This is a genomic window from uncultured Nostoc sp. (assembly GCF_964245575.1).
Taxonomy (GTDB): domain Bacteria; phylum Cyanobacteriota; class Cyanobacteriia; order Cyanobacteriales; family Nostocaceae; genus Nostoc.
Genome location: NZ_CAXTNP010000204.1, coordinates 1 through 14,396, shown reverse-complemented (window position 1 = coordinate 14,396; position 14,396 = coordinate 1). Strand labels below are relative to the sequence as shown.

At 43.5% G+C, this 14,396-nt stretch carries 18 protein-coding genes; 2 read left to right on the top strand and 16 right to left on the bottom strand.

Annotated elements, in window-relative coordinates:
* Positions 1-31: 31 nt before the first annotated feature.
* The 12 genes from ACFFAP_RS26570 to ACFFAP_RS26515 form a co-directional block, all read right to left on the bottom strand.
* Positions 32-340: a hypothetical protein gene (locus ACFFAP_RS26570; RefSeq protein ID WP_375514036.1), complete on the bottom strand. Its 309-nt coding sequence runs from the start codon at positions 338-340 to the stop codon at positions 32-34.
* A gap of 170 nt (positions 341-510) precedes the next feature.
* On the bottom strand, positions 511-1,263 hold the full coding sequence (locus ACFFAP_RS26565; RefSeq protein WP_375514035.1) for a glutathione S-transferase family protein: 753 nt from the start codon (positions 1,261-1,263) through the stop codon (positions 511-513).
* An 86-nt stretch (positions 1,264-1,349) separates the two neighbouring features.
* Positions 1,350-1,928, bottom strand: a complete 579-nt coding sequence (locus tag ACFFAP_RS26560; RefSeq protein WP_375514034.1) for a hypothetical protein — start codon at positions 1,926-1,928, stop codon at positions 1,350-1,352.
* A gap of 231 nt (positions 1,929-2,159) precedes the next feature.
* Positions 2,160-2,903 (bottom strand): 3-oxoacyl-ACP reductase family protein, encoded by a 744-nt coding sequence (locus ACFFAP_RS26555; protein ID WP_375514033.1) that lies wholly within the window; start codon positions 2,901-2,903, stop codon positions 2,160-2,162.
* 424 nt (positions 2,904-3,327) lie between these two features.
* Positions 3,328-4,020 (bottom strand): alternative oxidase, encoded by a 693-nt coding sequence (locus tag ACFFAP_RS26550; RefSeq protein ID WP_375514032.1) that lies wholly within the window; start codon positions 4,018-4,020, stop codon positions 3,328-3,330.
* A gap of 392 nt (positions 4,021-4,412) precedes the next feature.
* Positions 4,413-4,871: a hypothetical protein gene (locus tag ACFFAP_RS26545; protein WP_375514031.1), complete on the bottom strand. Its 459-nt coding sequence runs from the start codon at positions 4,869-4,871 to the stop codon at positions 4,413-4,415.
* Between the two features lie 46 nt (positions 4,872-4,917).
* Positions 4,918-5,199, bottom strand: coding sequence for a hexameric tyrosine-coordinated heme protein (locus ACFFAP_RS26540; RefSeq protein ID WP_375514030.1), 282 nt, complete (start codon positions 5,197-5,199; stop codon positions 4,918-4,920).
* 35 nt (positions 5,200-5,234) lie between these two features.
* Positions 5,235-5,885 (bottom strand): nitroreductase, encoded by a 651-nt coding sequence (locus ACFFAP_RS26535; RefSeq protein WP_375514029.1) that lies wholly within the window; start codon positions 5,883-5,885, stop codon positions 5,235-5,237.
* A 44-nt stretch (positions 5,886-5,929) separates the two neighbouring features.
* Complete coding sequence (locus ACFFAP_RS26530) at positions 5,930-6,337, bottom strand: hypothetical protein (RefSeq protein ID WP_375514028.1); 408 nt, start codon at positions 6,335-6,337, stop codon at positions 5,930-5,932.
* A 47-nt stretch (positions 6,338-6,384) separates the two neighbouring features.
* The gene (locus ACFFAP_RS26525) at positions 6,385-7,344 is read right to left on the bottom strand and encodes an NAD-dependent epimerase/dehydratase family protein (RefSeq protein WP_375514027.1); all 960 of its coding nucleotides are present in this window, start codon (positions 7,342-7,344) and stop codon (positions 6,385-6,387) included.
* Positions 7,345-7,548: 204 nt separating this feature from the next.
* The gene (locus ACFFAP_RS26520; RefSeq protein WP_375514026.1) at positions 7,549-7,935 is read right to left on the bottom strand and encodes a nuclear transport factor 2 family protein; all 387 of its coding nucleotides are present in this window, start codon (positions 7,933-7,935) and stop codon (positions 7,549-7,551) included.
* Between the two features lie 129 nt (positions 7,936-8,064).
* Positions 8,065-8,589, bottom strand: a complete 525-nt coding sequence (locus ACFFAP_RS26515) for a DsbA family protein (protein ID WP_375514025.1) — start codon at positions 8,587-8,589, stop codon at positions 8,065-8,067.
* Positions 8,590-8,682: 93 nt separating this feature from the next.
* Between ACFFAP_RS26515 and ACFFAP_RS26510 the strand changes: the two genes are divergently transcribed.
* The gene (locus ACFFAP_RS26510; RefSeq protein ID WP_375514024.1) at positions 8,683-8,829 is read left to right on the top strand and encodes a hypothetical protein; all 147 of its coding nucleotides are present in this window, start codon (positions 8,683-8,685) and stop codon (positions 8,827-8,829) included.
* 19 nt (positions 8,830-8,848) lie between these two features.
* Here ACFFAP_RS26510 and ACFFAP_RS26505 read toward each other — a convergent pair whose 3' ends face one another.
* Genes ACFFAP_RS26505 through ACFFAP_RS26490 form a run of 4 tightly spaced genes read right to left on the bottom strand, consistent with a single transcriptional unit; the run spans position 8,849 to position 13,972 of the window.
* Positions 8,849-10,300, bottom strand: a complete 1,452-nt coding sequence (locus ACFFAP_RS26505; protein WP_375514023.1) for an SAM-dependent methyltransferase — start codon at positions 10,298-10,300, stop codon at positions 8,849-8,851.
* The gene (locus ACFFAP_RS26500; protein ID WP_375514022.1) at positions 10,297-10,959 is read right to left on the bottom strand and encodes a restriction endonuclease; all 663 of its coding nucleotides are present in this window, start codon (positions 10,957-10,959) and stop codon (positions 10,297-10,299) included. Before ACFFAP_RS26500 ends, ACFFAP_RS26505 begins: the two co-directional genes overlap by 4 nt.
* 14 nt (positions 10,960-10,973) lie before the next feature.
* The gene (locus ACFFAP_RS26495; RefSeq protein WP_375514021.1) at positions 10,974-11,624 is read right to left on the bottom strand and encodes a response regulator; all 651 of its coding nucleotides are present in this window, start codon (positions 11,622-11,624) and stop codon (positions 10,974-10,976) included.
* A complete protein-coding gene (locus ACFFAP_RS26490) occupies positions 11,621-13,972 on the bottom strand; it encodes a PAS domain-containing protein (RefSeq protein WP_375514037.1) in 2,352 nt (783 codons plus the stop codon). Before ACFFAP_RS26490 ends, ACFFAP_RS26495 begins: the two co-directional genes overlap by 4 nt.
* A gap of 253 nt (positions 13,973-14,225) precedes the next feature.
* Between ACFFAP_RS26490 and ACFFAP_RS26485 the strand changes: the two genes are divergently transcribed.
* Positions 14,226-14,375, top strand: coding sequence for a hypothetical protein (locus tag ACFFAP_RS26485; RefSeq protein WP_375514038.1), 150 nt, complete (start codon positions 14,226-14,228; stop codon positions 14,373-14,375).
* Positions 14,376-14,396 lie beyond the last annotated feature (21 nt).

Here is a 14,396-nt window from a genome sequence, read left to right as displayed (position 1 = left end):
ATTGCAATTTTTAATTTTATATTTTTAATTTTTAATTTCGAGAAGCGACTTGACGAACTCGTGGTTCACTTCGACCTGGGCGTTCTGGAACAGCCTTGTGAGCAATAACTTTAAGTAAAGTGCAATAAAGACTGAGGCGTTTTTGAGAGTCAGCAGCCTCTAATTTGGGAATAAAGTTATTTAAATGATGGCGAGTACCTTGCAATGATAAATGTAAAGGAGGGGTATTATAAGTAATGCCAACCTTCCATATTAAGCTACGAAGTAGATTATAAGCAAGCAAATAAACATAAATTTCTTTACGTACCATTGAAGGTGTTTTACATCGTAAAATATCCATGCCCAAGGTTGTTTTGAGCTTCTATTTCCTTACATTTGAGTAGAAAAGGATTTTTACCATAGTTTTATACCCCGCTAGGTACACCTGTTCAAGCAAATCTAGGCGATCGCCAATTACCGTCGCAGTAGCAAGATTCTGGTATTAAACTTGTCTTTGATAGATTAATTTAGTCAGGAATGAACGGGAATTGATTGGTTTAAAGACCGTTCGCTGAAAAACTGCTGAGTCATTCGCTCATAGTGATCGCAGAGATTTGCCCGTTGGAGAGCATAGTCAACAATTGGGCTGCTATAGGGTGGCTTAATGAAATTACCAATGTAGCCATAGACAGTTGCATCTAAGGTTGTGGGTTGCTCTCCTATAAAAAACAGTTTGTCTGCCAGAAAGTCTGAGAGAGCTTGAAAATCAGCACAGATAATCTGAATGATTTGCTCACTGCTATGACGACCTATTCCATGACCATGCATTTGAGAGAGCACCGTTTTACGAAACTCTTCAGCAAACGGTTCTGATGATTCTATTGGAGTCTCAGGGAATAGCGCCTGCGCTAACACTGCTCGAAAGTGTTGCCAGTTTTTTTCTATGTTGTAGCGAATGTAGGGTATTCCCCAAAAGGTGTTCTCTTTGATGGTGCGGCGGAACGCTAGAGAAATTGAGCGCTCAACGGGAGTCAAACCAGCATCCAGATTAATTGCTTCTTTTTGCTTGAGCATCTCGATGATTAAGGCTGCATCACCCACCAGTTTTCCCTGATAGTCAATAAAAGGAACCTTACCCTTGGGAGCTAGCTCAAAATTGTCTGCTGTGATCAAGACCGTGTTGTAAGGCAGCTTTGCCATGCGAAGCCAGGTTTCAAGCTCCATACAGGCTGGGCTAATACTGGGTAGCCCCCATAGAGAAAGGGCAGTATATAAAGTAATCATTTTAAATCAACCTCTATGATTTTCTTGGGGTTGAAGCAACGCTGGTTTTAGCCTTGAATCTTGGAAAACCAGCGTTTTGCCGCAGGCTACTTGACTGGAGTAATTTTCGCCGAGTAGAGATGCCATCTACGCTGCTCTGGAGTGGAGCCAGGAACATCATTGACTCGTCGCAGCACATAGCTGCCGCGAAATCGCTGCGGGGTTCCATTGGTGGCGATCGCAGTCACAGTAACCGGAATCTCAATGTAGATTGAGCCTGCACCTGGGTCTGGTCTACCGGGTTTTCCAACTTCTACAGCAACGGATGTGGTGTTGGCAAAACCCTGCTTGAACTGCTCAAACGATTGCTTGCTAGCAGCGCCATTTCCCTCCCAAGCTGAATAAGCTTGTTTGTAGTCTTGACGTGCGATCGCACTATAATAGTCACGAATGACTTGGACTGCTTGCTGCTCAGGCGGCTTGGTATTAGCAGCGCTTTGTGTAGGAGAGACCGATGCTGGGGTCGGACTGGACGCGATGAGATTTGCAACCGATGGGGTATTAGCAGGTGGCTGCGATTTAACAGAGGCATTACAGCCTGTGATTGCGATCACAAGCAGGACTCCTCCAACGGCTATACGGTGCTGTTTTAACCAGATATATAAATAAAAGTAAATCTTTGACAAAGATACCTCCTTGGGATTCTCCATACTGGAAATACACTGGATATAGTCATTGACAATTTTAGATGAATATACGCATTATTCCTCACTTGTAGCGAACTACTGATTTGATTCAGGAAGCTAAAAATATCTCTGACTATGGGTTACAGTATACTTGCAGTTAGTGTATCCACTCATTGCTGAGGATACGCGGTTTTGAGGGTTGATGTTTGCAATTCGCTACACCTGCGGCAGTTAGGCGCTGAACCCTCCATCAATCATTAGGTTTGCACCAGTGATGTAAGCTGCCTCAGACCCAGCTAGATAAGCGACCATCCCTGCAACCTCCTCAACAGTGCCGTAGCGGGGCAGTGCTAGCTGCTTTTTGAGCATCTCGGCAAACTCACCCTCTGGGGGATTCATATCCGTAGCGATCGGCCCAGGCTGCACGTTATTGATCGTAATTCCACGTGGGCCGAGGTCACGCGCCAGCCCTTGCACAAGCCCTTGCAAAGCAGATTTGCTCATGGCATAAACAGAGCCGCCGGCAAATGGCATACGTTCGGCGTTGGTGCTGCCAATGTTGATGATGCGTCCGCCTTCTTGCATATGCTTGACTGCGGCTTGGGTCGCCACAAATACGGCACGCACATTAATGGCAAAGGTGCGATCAAAGTCCGCAAGCGTGAAATTATCAATAGGAGCCATCTGCACTACACCTGCATTATTCACAAGGATATCAATGCCACCCAATTTCTCTACTGTCTGTTCAACAGCAGCCACCACCTCACTAGCTTCAGCGCTGTTGGCTTGGATGTCCAAAGCCTGAACACCAAGCGCCTGCACCGCCTGCGTGATTTCCTTGGCGCGATCGGGCGAGCTGATATAGGTGAAAGCGACATCAGCACCTTCAGTTGCCAAACGCTTAACGATGGCGGCCCCGATACCGCGACTTCCTCCAGTGACGAGTGCGCGTTTATTTTTGAGTGTGTAGTTCATATTCGATACCGTCGATTAGAAATTGGATAAAATGCTTAACGTCTAATGGGTAAAAGCTGCAAATTCTGCAACAACTTAATCTACTCGTCGTGAAAGTCACAATTGATTAGAATACATTTGTGCATTGCTGTTCCTTTTGTAGTTGACTACTCTAGGAATGCCAACCTGTAAAATGTTACCCAATAGTACCCTCAGAGAAATTATAGGGTGTATCAGGCTTTTGGGGGAAGCCGTCAAGTTTGTCACCTTCAAAAATGCAATGGCCACCACTGGATCTCGTCGAGCAGCAACGTGCAACTTACTTATATACCAGTTGAGAAAGCGTATAATAAATTTGTCTGCAAAACTAAAGTCAGGAGCTTGTACTTTTAATTATGTAGCTTGCTTCTCGCGGAGGGAGTATTAGGAATTAGTAATTATTTGGTCAAACTTCTGCTTCGCTCGATAAAACTTTTGTGACTTCAAAAACCGTATGGGGACTTTTGAATGTTAGCCGCGCTTGTGGTTTCTGGAGTGCCACCATAGTTTTCACATGTTCGCATTCGTCATCACGGATGTTCACAAACACGTCGTATAAATTATCTACCTTGGGACGGCGAAATTCATGACCTGGTGCAGTCTGAACTTCATCAAACATATAGAGATCGCCATCGCGGTAGAAGTTGATTGCAACCTGGGGCGCTTTTTGAGCTTTCAGTTGGGCTTCATTGGTTTGCAAATATTCGTCATAGGTGTGGTAGGCATGACCTTCAATCAGTTCCATCAGATAGTAGGCGTAAGAGGGAAACAACATGTAAATCGGCACAACCACCCAGTAGTAAGCTACAGCAACGTGTTGAGCAATGAAGCGATCGATCCAGAGGCGATCGCCCCCCAGTGATTCCATGATCAACAGATGATGTAATTCGTTCCAGGTTTCAGCAAAGTGAACTTTCAACAAGTCAGCTTTGCGCCAGTAACCCAATGTCTCGTAAAAATGCAGCACCGATAGATAAGAAAAGTAAGGAACGCGGGCGATGGTTTCCAACATATAAAACCGGGCGTAGGAACGATTTCCGTACACTACATCTACAATGAATACGAAAAAACTGACGATCGCTCTAATCAAAACTTTCATAATGCATTCCTCCAAAATCAGAACAGATTACTAAATTTTAGGACTTACGCAAAAATCGCCCAAAAGCTTAATTTGTCGAACCGCCAACGCGCAGCGTCTCGTAGAGAAGAATTCGTAGAGTGTGCGTAAGTCCTAAATTTAAGGGACAAACTATTAGCCTAATGCTCTTGTCTAGCAGGAAGGGGGCAGGGGGAAATGACGGTTGCCTGGATACGCTTCCCCATAAAACGCTCTAATTCTGATGAAATCATGCGATCATTGTCAGATACCTGATACCACGCTCGCTTGACTTCCAGGCTGGTTGAGTCACTTTATCGGCAAAATTCTTGATTGCGATCAACTTTTGCTAGTCATTGTTGAAGCCATAAGTTCTACTCCCAATATGTAAACGTTTAGGGAAACACGAGTTTGGATGTAGGTGAATGACCCAAGTAAATGTGAGCAGACGATTTCAGCACAATTTCAGAGTAGATAATTTTTTGAATCTCTAAACTGGGGACTCGATTTGCAAGTGTGCGGTAAGCAGTGATTTCTCCTTCAAGGCTAAAGTCAGCATTTGCTACACAGTGGTAATAATCGTGAATTGCTAGGAACGCAAAACCATAAAACGGATTCGGATAAATCTCGCTATCGTAACTATCAGCCGACACCCAAAGCTGCTGTTGGGCAATATCCGCACACATTTGGGCCGCAGTACGATAGCGCATATAGTTGGAGAACATCGGATTAATCGGAAGTTGTTGGAACTCGCTCATCAGCCAGTTACAGAGTTCTAATTGAGCGATGTCTGAGATTTCGACAGATTCTCCTTCTAGGTAGAGTTTGGCTAGGGTTTCTACTTTGGGTGTCATTGAAATCACCTCTCTTGCAAATTACTGATTTGACGCTTTCGAGATATTACTTACGCCAGTAATTATTAGCTGCGGCGATCGTGGCAAACTCTGTTGCAACCGTTTGTCCAACGGCAATTAGCATCATGGCATCGTTACCATATACATCTCGTAACTGTTTGCGTTTTTCTTCATCAGGCTGAGTCAGTTTAATAATTAGCCGGGCCATTTTTACTGCCAGTTGTCGTCCTTCCTCTGGTGTCTCGGTCAATAGTGAGTTATTAGGAACCAATGTAACTTCGGGAGACATTACAACAGGTGAATTGGTTGGAGCCATTGTATTATCCATGTCAAAATCTTCTAAATAAATAAGAAAAATAGCCTTCAATGGTCGAGAAACGCAACGTTTTTCTCAACAGCCTCACGGCTGATATGTAGATGATTCGCAGGAAAATCAGGATCGGAATAGCCAACGGCTAAACCACAAATAATCAATAATTCCGGTGGGATATTTAATTCGTTACGGATGATTTCGGGATAACCTGCTAGCGAAACCTCTACGCAAGTGCCAAGACCACGAGCAGTTAGGCACAAAACTAGTGTTTGTAGATACATCCCCACACTCAAAGCATCCGCAACACCGAGGTCTTGATGCATACAAACAATACCAACCACTGGTGCGCCAAAAAATTCGTAGTTACGGAGAACTGCCAGTTCTCTATTTGCTTTATCGTCACGAGTAATCCCCATCGCCCCGTAGACTTGTACGCCTAGTTCCTGGCGGTAATGCCGGAAGGCTTCTGGAAGTGGCGGGATGTTGGGCTGTTGTTGCTTGGCTTGGTTTAGCAAAGCCTTTTGGAGGCGATCGCGACGGACACCAACAGCAAACACCATCCGCCACGGCTGGATGTTTGAATTTGACGGCGCACACTGCGCTAAAGCGAGGGCTTCATCGAGCAAAGCTCGTGGTACTGGTTGAGATAAAAATTTGCGTGTTGAGTGTCGGTCTTTAATAGTTTGTTCGAGATCGAACATATTAGATCAACCCTGATGATAAATAAATATGAACTTGAAAAAACTCATAAGACTTGTTGTTGCTGAGTTGTCGTTTTCAATGCCCATATACCAACCCAACAGCCAAATCCATCCACAATTAATATCAGGATAGCTGTGACTTGGAATAGCATTCCCCAACCTGCAAAGGCAACTTGAGACACATGATCGGGGCTAATTACGATGAAATGATTGTAAATTCCAAAAAGCAGCGATCCACCTATTGAACTCACCAATAGCCAGCTACCGATGTGGTAAAACTGCGTCCAAAGTAAAACGGCGGCAATGATGGGAGTTAGAAAAATCACAATCCCCACAAATAAACTCTGAAGCAAAGATAGGGCAACTGGGATTTCTATATGTGCTAAACCATGCAGTCCGTTGGCGATCGCATGAAGAACTGCGATCACTGTTCCATATTGAGCAATCTTCATTTTTCTTCTACCTTGGGGTAAAATCCCCATTACAAAAAGTAATTGCGTTAGCGTAGCGAAGCCCATTGCGAATTGGTATGAGCCACAGCATTTCCAACCAGCCATTCCAAAGGTCGCGGCTGAAAATTCAGTTGGCGTTTTGCCTTGGCGTTTGATGCGCCGCGCATTTGAGTACCGTAGTAAACAGCATCCGCACCACCTATTTCTAGAGCCTCTTGAACTGATATCTGGGAAGGTGGTGGCGCATTCAACCAACGAGCAAAAGCTGAGAGCCACTCGCGCACTTCTAAGGGGCGATCGTCCGTAATTAAGTAAATGCCGGGATTACCTCGCTCTGCTGCCGCAACTGTAGCGATCGCTGCATCCTCAACGTGTAACCATGACCATACGCCTTCCCCATTCCCCACAATTGGGAATTGTTGCTGTCGTACTTGGTTTGCAACGTCGCCATCAGTAGTAAACCAAGTGCCAGGCCCGTAGAAGAAGCCATAGCGTAGGACAATCCCTTCTAGATTTGACGTTTTGAGGAGGCGATGCTCGATTTCGGTCACTGTATGTGCATCTGCTGCAACTGCGGGCGAAGCATCCAAGGATATCGGTGTTTCTTCGTCTGCTAATCCCGTACCAGGAATCCCCCAAAATGCGATCGACTGCCTCAAATATCGACGCACGCCTGCTGCTTGTGCTGCTGCTAACACATTAGCACCGCCTTCTAGACGAATACGATGGTTGAGTGGTGCAGCAGCACTCATTGATTCGCCAGTGTAGGTTTTGGGTAAAGCTGTGAGTTGTTCAATCACCACTTCTGGTTGAGCGCGAACGAGAGCCGCTTTGACTGCATCTACATCAAATACATCTGCGATCGCAGGTTCCACACCTTGTTCGGCTAAAGTTTGCGTGTTTTCTGAAGAACGGGTCAATGCAACTACATCATGACCTTTGGCAAGCAATTGCGCGATTAGCGGACGACCAATCACTCCCGTCGCCCCTGCGACAAAAATCTTCATCTGTGAACCTCCTGTTAAAACCTGTGAAATATTTTATAAATAATAGGACTTACGCACACTCTACGAATTATTCTCTGCGAGACGCGCTGCGCGTTGGCGTTCTTGGCGTCTTCTCTACAAGACGCTACGCGAAGGCGGTTCGACAAATTAAGCTTTTGGGCGATTTTTGCGTAAGTCCTAAATAAGACGAATTGAACCAACTTGTTAGGCTAATGTCAGTGCGGTTTTCATTGCATCAGTGTCGATGTAAACTTCTAATCGAACAATTTTTTCTTCCTTGACTGTCCAAATGTGAGCCAAGTTACAACTGAATGATTTCCCAGTTAGTTTTGCTATGCCACTCGTCTTGCCGATCGCAACAGTTTGCTCGCCTGCGTGAATGTAGTAAGATATCTCGACTGAAGAATCAATCAGTGGAAAAATCTTTGATAAAAAATCTTTAATCTCATCAAAACCACGATACTGACCACCCCAAGGGAGTTCTTCCGTTTGATAAAACTCGACATTAGGAGACATCAGGCAAAAATAATTAGAAATATCTTTTTCTCCTAAGTAAATGTAAGCTTTCTTGATTATTTCCAGAGAGTTCATTTGGTTCATTCAACCTCAACCTCAAACAAAAACAGTTTTGAGATAGCTTGAGCAGTAGTCTTAGCAGATATCCCACACCTATCAAATAGATTCAGAATTTCTAGCTGACGTGTTGGCGTAGCCATTTCCCTAGAGAATCGCTGCGAGTAGTCTCTGTGTATCCCATGCATCCCTATAGCGAACTCCGTTGACAAATAAGGCTGGTGTACTAATGACACCGCTTTGTATGCCACCTTGAATGTTTTGAGTGACCCGTTCAGTATGAACATGGTCTGTCATATCCCGAAGGAATCGAGCAATGTCAAGCTGTATCTGATTGGCACACTCTAGAAAATAGCCGTCGTCAAGTGCGGATTGATTTGCAAATAAGAGATTGTGCATCTGCCAAAATTTATTTTGTGCGGCGGCGGCTTCTGCTGCTTCTGCTGCCTTTTGTGCTTGGGGATGAAGATGTATGCGCGGGAAATGGCGGAATACAAAGCACAATTGGATTTGTTGCTGAATCTCTTGAATCATCCTGTGAACCTCACTACAGGAAAGACATTGATAGTCACCGTATTCCACTAAAACGACTGATGCATCGATTGTTCCTTGGGTATGGTCATGTTCTGAAATTGGCATGAGCAGCCTGTCGTGATCGCTTGTCTGACTCATTGTTGTTTTATGCGGTCTGTGGATAGCATCTTAGCGATGAAAATGCTAGAAATAACAGTAAGAAATTGAATATCGTTTCTTGATTCTAAGAATATGAAAATTGACCCCACTTTGTCGCATCCCCTGCGGGGAGTTTTTGCACTAGTAACAGGGATAGGAATCAACTTACTCTTAGGGCTAGAAACAACCTATCCTCAAGAGCAGGTATCTGAGAAAATTGCCGGAAAGTGCGGTCAATGATTTGTAATAATAAAAATCATTACAAATCTATAGATAGTCTTTTTGCTAAAGCAGACAAATTTAAGGTGTTCAAGATACTAGACTTAATTGGACGCTTTTCATCCCAAAAAATTAGAGAAGAGTAGAACTCTATTGCTAGTGTAGAAGTCAAAAGTGCAAATATTTGGCTAGCAACTTGTTCGTCATCAAAACTTAGAAAATAGACAGTATCATCAAAGACAATAGCTTTATCATCCATTTTTCCAACTAGCCTAAAATCTAGTTTTTTATAAAATCCACAAATTGCAATCTTCCAGGGAGCGAATGTATATGAGCCAACTCCAAATATAGAAAAACGGAAACTGTTTTTATAAATTTTGCTTTTTCTACTATCTAAATATTCTGAATGAGTCTCTAAATATTTCCAAGTTTTAGGAGCTAATTCTCTGATATACTCAGTTGTTTCACCAATACATCTTTGAGTAACTAAAACATATCGATTAAGGCTTTTTGTCCGATTCTGAGCGACATCAGAACCTTTAGCCAAAGGAAACAGATAAGTTTCCTCAATATCGACAACTTCTCCTAGCCCATTGGTAAAAATATCATTAACTTTAGAAAGTTCCATGACAACAGAAGAATCATGCTTAATGCCAGATCGCCATTTTAATCCCATCTTCGGACTATGTAAATCTTGTAGCTTATCGAAAGATATTACATCTCTAATTTGAGTGTTGTTACGATAACCTATTCGGTAATAATTATTGGAGTTAAGATTATTAAACACATCACAAAAATAGTTTTGCGAATCTAAGTCAAATTTGCAAAATAGAAGACAAGCATCAACAGTTGCATTAAAATATTTTTTGGCATCTATTTTGTAAGTTGCACAGTAAGCAAGATTTAAACTTTGGGAATGAATGTAATTCAATAATTTTCTTGAAACAGAAGTTTTGCATAGCATTGCCAGATAAGCTTCATGCTTTTGCAACCACTGAATTGAATGAATTAACATCCACTCAGAAATATCAAAATTACTCTTACCTGTGATTGCCTCTAAACCTTTGTGATTCTGAAAATTGTTTTTTTGGGGCAAATTTTCGCTACCTATTAAACCTTGTTGAGAGTTAGTAACCCAAGGGAAGTTTCCTAGTATCAAGATTTTTCCATTAAACTCATCACTTAATGATGACCAATCAAACTCAAAAAAATTTCCTTGCTGAACTTGGATTCTTTGATCGTTTAAAAGCTGATTGTTTTTGCTAATTTCTTGTATATAATCTTGATTTATTTCCAATCCAATGATTTTACTTGCCGATGGAAACGAATTTGCGGCAGCTTGAATAAAGTTGCCAATACCACAGGTTGGCTCAACAATCACATCAGGAATTACATCAAGCTCTAATAGTTTATGGCAAATTTTTTCAGCTAACTCTGATGGAGTTTGAAAGTCTCCGTACTCCGCTTTCAGCTTTGCAGGAATCTGAATCATAAGATTGCCCTATAAACAGCAACTACACCTGCTTCTTGCCCAGCACGCTCAATGACTCTTCCATATTGAAGCCGCCATTGCAAAGCATTAGAAATTGTTAAAAATCCTTGGATTGGAGGATTCGCAAATATTTCATCCACAATGTTTGCTGCTTCAATCTCATCAACAGGCAGGTTTCGATCCAGCATAAATGCAATCAAATCATCTTTATTGCCTTCATTGTCCAAAATATTACGAACTCCACGAGTCATCTGGAAATCTGCTGTTCTTTCAGCAGCTACATAAACTGTGTATAAAATACTTAAAGTTGCTGTTCGGCTTGTACTGTTGTCTGCTTTGTCGTAAACAAAAATAATCAGCGAATATCCAAGACCAAAAATCTTTTGTCGTGCAGATTTAAAGGGACATGACGACTGAGGTTGTCTAATGCTGGTTACTTTTACGTCAACAAGCAAACCAGGAAAGTCGATTCCACTTGCTGAATTACCTTCCAAAAACTCATATTTTCCTTTTAGATAAAGTCTAAACTTCTGCTCTAAATACGTTCCAACAGCTTTACCGTCTGTGACACCGTAAAGAATGGGTTCTGGATGCTGGAACTCGGCTGCCGAAAAGATTGCTGCTTCAGAGCATAGGGTTTCTACCGTCAAGATTGGCATGGGCAGTTCAATTCTTAAAGTGTAATAATACCGCGCTTGAGCGCAACAATCATCGCTTGAGTGCGATCGCTCACTCCCAATTTGCTCAAAATATTTTTCACATGGAATTTGACCGTTCCCTCAGCGATCGCTAAGGCAGTACTAATCTCTAAATTACTCTTGCCTGTTGCCATCAGGCGCAGCACTTCTAACTCGCGATCGCTCAGTTCTGGACTCCGCATCCTCTGCACCAGTTTTGCTCCCACGGCAGGGGGGATATATTGTTGTCCGTTGTGAACTGCCCGAATCGCTGTCAGTAGTTCGTCTGGTTCTGCATCTTTTAAGACATAGCCTTTTGCGCCTGTTCGCAGTCCCCGATAGATGTCTTCGTCACCGTCGTAGGTTGTCAGGACAATAATCCGAGCATCTGCAAACTCAGCACAGATGGTAGCGATCGCGTCAACGCCACTCAGTTCAGGCATCCGCAAATCCATCAATGTAACATCGGGTTGATGTTGGCGGAACAATTCTACTGCTTCGTAACCGTTGCAGGCTTGCCCAACTACGGTCATATCCGGTTTATAATCGAGTACGGCTGTTAGACCCTCTCGCATAAATGGATGGTCATCGCCAATCAAGATGCGGATCGCAGAGGAGTCAGGTGTAGCGGTTAAGCGGTGTGTCATGGCGTTTGTACTCTGACTACAATTTCTGTACCTTGTCCAAGGTGACTCACAATCGTCAATTCTGCTCCAATGCGTTGGGCGCGTTCGGTCATTCCGAGTAACCCAAAGCCCCGACCGATAGACAGACTGCTGCTTTTAAACCCTTGACCATTGTCTTCGATCTGCAAGACGAACTGCGATGGCTCATACCGCAACTCAACACAGATTTCGCTCGCATTTGCATACTTAAAAGCATTGGTTAACGCCTCTTGCCCGATGCGAAGCAGATTCACTTCGACTTCATTCGGTAAAGCATAGAGTTCGCCGATCGTGGTACAAACTACCCGAACGGGTGTAAGGTAAAACATCTGAGTCATGAATCGTTCAAGGGCGCTATACAAATCCCCTTCTTCTAATATCTGCGGGCGGAGTGCTTCTACCGAGCGGCGAGCATCGGCAAGCCCAGAACGCGCTAAAACGCGCCCTGTTTTCAGGTGTGACTGGGCGGCATCTGGATCGAGCTTGAGGCGCTGGGAGGCGGCATCTAAGTGAACTATGATACTAGTAAAAGCTTGGGCTAGTGTATCGTGTATTTCTCGCGCCATACGGTTGCGTTTTTCCAAAATTAATGCATCTTCTGCACGTTTGCGTTCGCGCAGTGCAGCGTTTCGCTGTTCGCTGATATCTGTAATCAGACCATAGTATCCTCTCACCTGAGCATTGAGATCGAAATCGGGGATGGAGGTAACAGCAACATACTTTTTGCCCAACGGCAAAGGGACTTCTGCCTCATAGGTTATAATCTGTCCTGCTAGCGCTTGATTGATGTACGGTTCAATAATTTGATAAGCTGCCTCACTCATGATTTCACGAACCTGCTTACCCAGAATTTCATCTCGACTACAGCCATACCATTCCTCATAAGTTCGGTTGGCGAATCGATAGCGCCGATCTGTATCTACATAACAGATACAAGCTGGGAGAGCGTCGGTAATCAGTCGTAGCTCCTGTTCTCGTGCGCGCAGATCTGCTCCGCTTTTCTGTAAAGCTGCTGTTCGTTCTGCTACCTGTTGTTCTAAGGTGCGATTATAATCGGCTAGCAATTGCTCTGCTTGTTTGCGTTCGCTGATGTCTTGAAAAGCTGAGATCGCATAAATCACATTGCCCTGTTCGTCGAATACTGGAGTTCCCCACGCTTCAACTGGAATGATTGCATTGTTTTGGCGAATTTCTAAATCGTCAATTCTCGTGCGATCGCCACTCAACGCCCGCATCACTGGCAAGTTCTCAATCGGATATGGTTGCTCTGTTCCCGCTAAATAAAGTTGATAAATATCTGCAAGTTGCTCTGGTGTCGCACCAGGAATAATCCCTTTGCCCAATAGCTGAATTGCCTGTTGATTGGCGTAGCAAGGGCGACCCAGCGCATCCACCACTCCAATTCCGACTGGCACAGCTTCTAGAAATTGCGCCATCTGACTTTCGCTTTTCCGTAGCTTTGAGTAGAGTTTGGCATTTTCGATTGCAATCGCTGCTTGGGTCGATAACAGATGCAAAACTTGCGATCGCTCTGGTGTAAACGCTCCAGTTGCTAATTGATTTTCGAGATACAATACGCCCACAAGCTGACCTTGGTTCAGCAGTGGCAAACAGAAAATCGATTGAGTTTGGTTGTGTTGAATGTATGGCTCATTGACAAAATTACCTTCACAAGTGGCATCATTTAAGATCACAGATTCATGAGTCCGAATCACATAATTAATAATTGATTCAGGCAATCGATTTGCTGGTGGGATGGATTGCAGTACTTGTGTAGCACAGACATTCTTACCATCATTGAGTTCACAAGCAGCCTCAATCGCCCATTCTCCTAAGTTTTCCAAAATCAGAAATCCTGTTTGTGCGCCAGCATTCTCAATTAAGATTTTCATCAAAGAACTGAGCAATTGATCCAGTTCCATTTCACTAGAAATCGCTTGGGATGCTTTTAGTACTGCCGCTAAATCGAAAGCGATGTCTGAGTTATTAGAGGTGGTTCCAGAAGTTGTATGAATTGGTGTATAAGCCATACCCAATGGCTGAGGAAATAGCTGCGGATAGCGAGTCTCTAAATCTTTGACCTTTGCAACTGCTCCCCAACGTTCATAGCAGTAGTGAGCTTCTTTCATGTAGGTTTGGGCAAACTTTTTTCTACCTCGCACCAAATAATGTTTTGCAGCCAATTCATAAGCTAACGCTTCTTCTTGGATATATCCATTTTCTCTGGCTCCAAGAATAGCTTGTTCATAGAATTCTTCTGCCTCAAGCAACTGACCTGAAACTCGTGCAATCTCTGCTTGCACTAAATGATATTTATGTAAATAATTCATGGGTGCATAACGTGCCCAGTCTTTTATTGTCTCCTGGTTAACCGCAACTTTTTTAAGGATTTCCTCTTGCACTTGATTATTGCTTCCAGGGTATACTGCAAGCCTTGCCAGAGAGTCATAGAGGTAGTACAAAGGAACAGAGGGTGTCGCTCTTACTTGGAGTAAATAATTTTCTGCTATATAGGAATCATATTTGATTTCTGAAAAAGGTTACGAGATAATACGGAGGAACGTATCTGTCTAATAGGGGACAATGATAGACCAGAATCTACAAGCTGCGATCGCAGAACTACAAGAATTTATAGATAATCGTCCAGATGCGCGTGAGGTCAGGAAAGCGTTGGCAGTAAAGCTGGTTTATCAAGGTTATAAGGTGATTTCCGAAAAAGAAATTACCAATTAAAGTGGTTGAATCAAGATGTCC

Excerpts from the sequence above, each read along its gene's own strand:
- ACFFAP_RS26570 (WP_375514036.1), bottom strand. The coding sequence starts at position 340 with ATGGATATTTTACGATGTAAAACACCTTCAATGGTACGTAAAGAAATT.
- ACFFAP_RS26565 (WP_375514035.1), bottom strand. The coding sequence starts at position 1,263 with ATGATTACTTTATATACTGCCCTTTCTCTATGGGGGCTACCCAGTATT.
- ACFFAP_RS26555 (WP_375514033.1), bottom strand. The coding sequence starts at position 2,903 with ATGAACTACACACTCAAAAATAAACGCGCACTCGTCACTGGAGGAAGT.
- ACFFAP_RS26550 (WP_375514032.1), bottom strand. The coding sequence starts at position 4,020 with ATGAAAGTTTTGATTAGAGCGATCGTCAGTTTTTTCGTATTCATTGTA.
- ACFFAP_RS26545 (WP_375514031.1), bottom strand. The coding sequence starts at position 4,871 with ATGACACCCAAAGTAGAAACCCTAGCCAAACTCTACCTAGAAGGAGAA.
- ACFFAP_RS26540 (WP_375514030.1), bottom strand. The coding sequence starts at position 5,199 with ATGGATAATACAATGGCTCCAACCAATTCACCTGTTGTAATGTCTCCC.
- ACFFAP_RS26535 (WP_375514029.1), bottom strand. The coding sequence starts at position 5,885 with ATGTTCGATCTCGAACAAACTATTAAAGACCGACACTCAACACGCAAA.
- ACFFAP_RS26530 (WP_375514028.1), bottom strand. The coding sequence starts at position 6,337 with ATGAAGATTGCTCAATATGGAACAGTGATCGCAGTTCTTCATGCGATC.
- ACFFAP_RS26525 (WP_375514027.1), bottom strand. The coding sequence starts at position 7,344 with ATGAAGATTTTTGTCGCAGGGGCGACGGGAGTGATTGGTCGTCCGCTA.
- ACFFAP_RS26520 (WP_375514026.1), bottom strand. The coding sequence starts at position 7,935 with ATGAACTCTCTGGAAATAATCAAGAAAGCTTACATTTACTTAGGAGAA.
- ACFFAP_RS26515 (WP_375514025.1), bottom strand. The coding sequence starts at position 8,589 with ATGAGTCAGACAAGCGATCACGACAGGCTGCTCATGCCAATTTCAGAA.
- ACFFAP_RS26510 (WP_375514024.1), top strand. The coding sequence starts at position 8,683 with ATGAAAATTGACCCCACTTTGTCGCATCCCCTGCGGGGAGTTTTTGCA.
- ACFFAP_RS26505 (WP_375514023.1), bottom strand. The coding sequence starts at position 10,300 with ATGATTCAGATTCCTGCAAAGCTGAAAGCGGAGTACGGAGACTTTCAA.
- ACFFAP_RS26500 (WP_375514022.1), bottom strand. The coding sequence starts at position 10,959 with ATGCCAATCTTGACGGTAGAAACCCTATGCTCTGAAGCAGCAATCTTT.
- ACFFAP_RS26495 (WP_375514021.1), bottom strand. The coding sequence starts at position 11,624 with ATGACACACCGCTTAACCGCTACACCTGACTCCTCTGCGATCCGCATC.
- ACFFAP_RS26490 (WP_375514037.1), bottom strand. The coding sequence starts at position 13,972 with ATGAATTATTTACATAAATATCATTTAGTGCAAGCAGAGATTGCACGA.
- ACFFAP_RS26485 (WP_375514038.1), top strand. The coding sequence starts at position 14,226 with ATGATAGACCAGAATCTACAAGCTGCGATCGCAGAACTACAAGAATTT.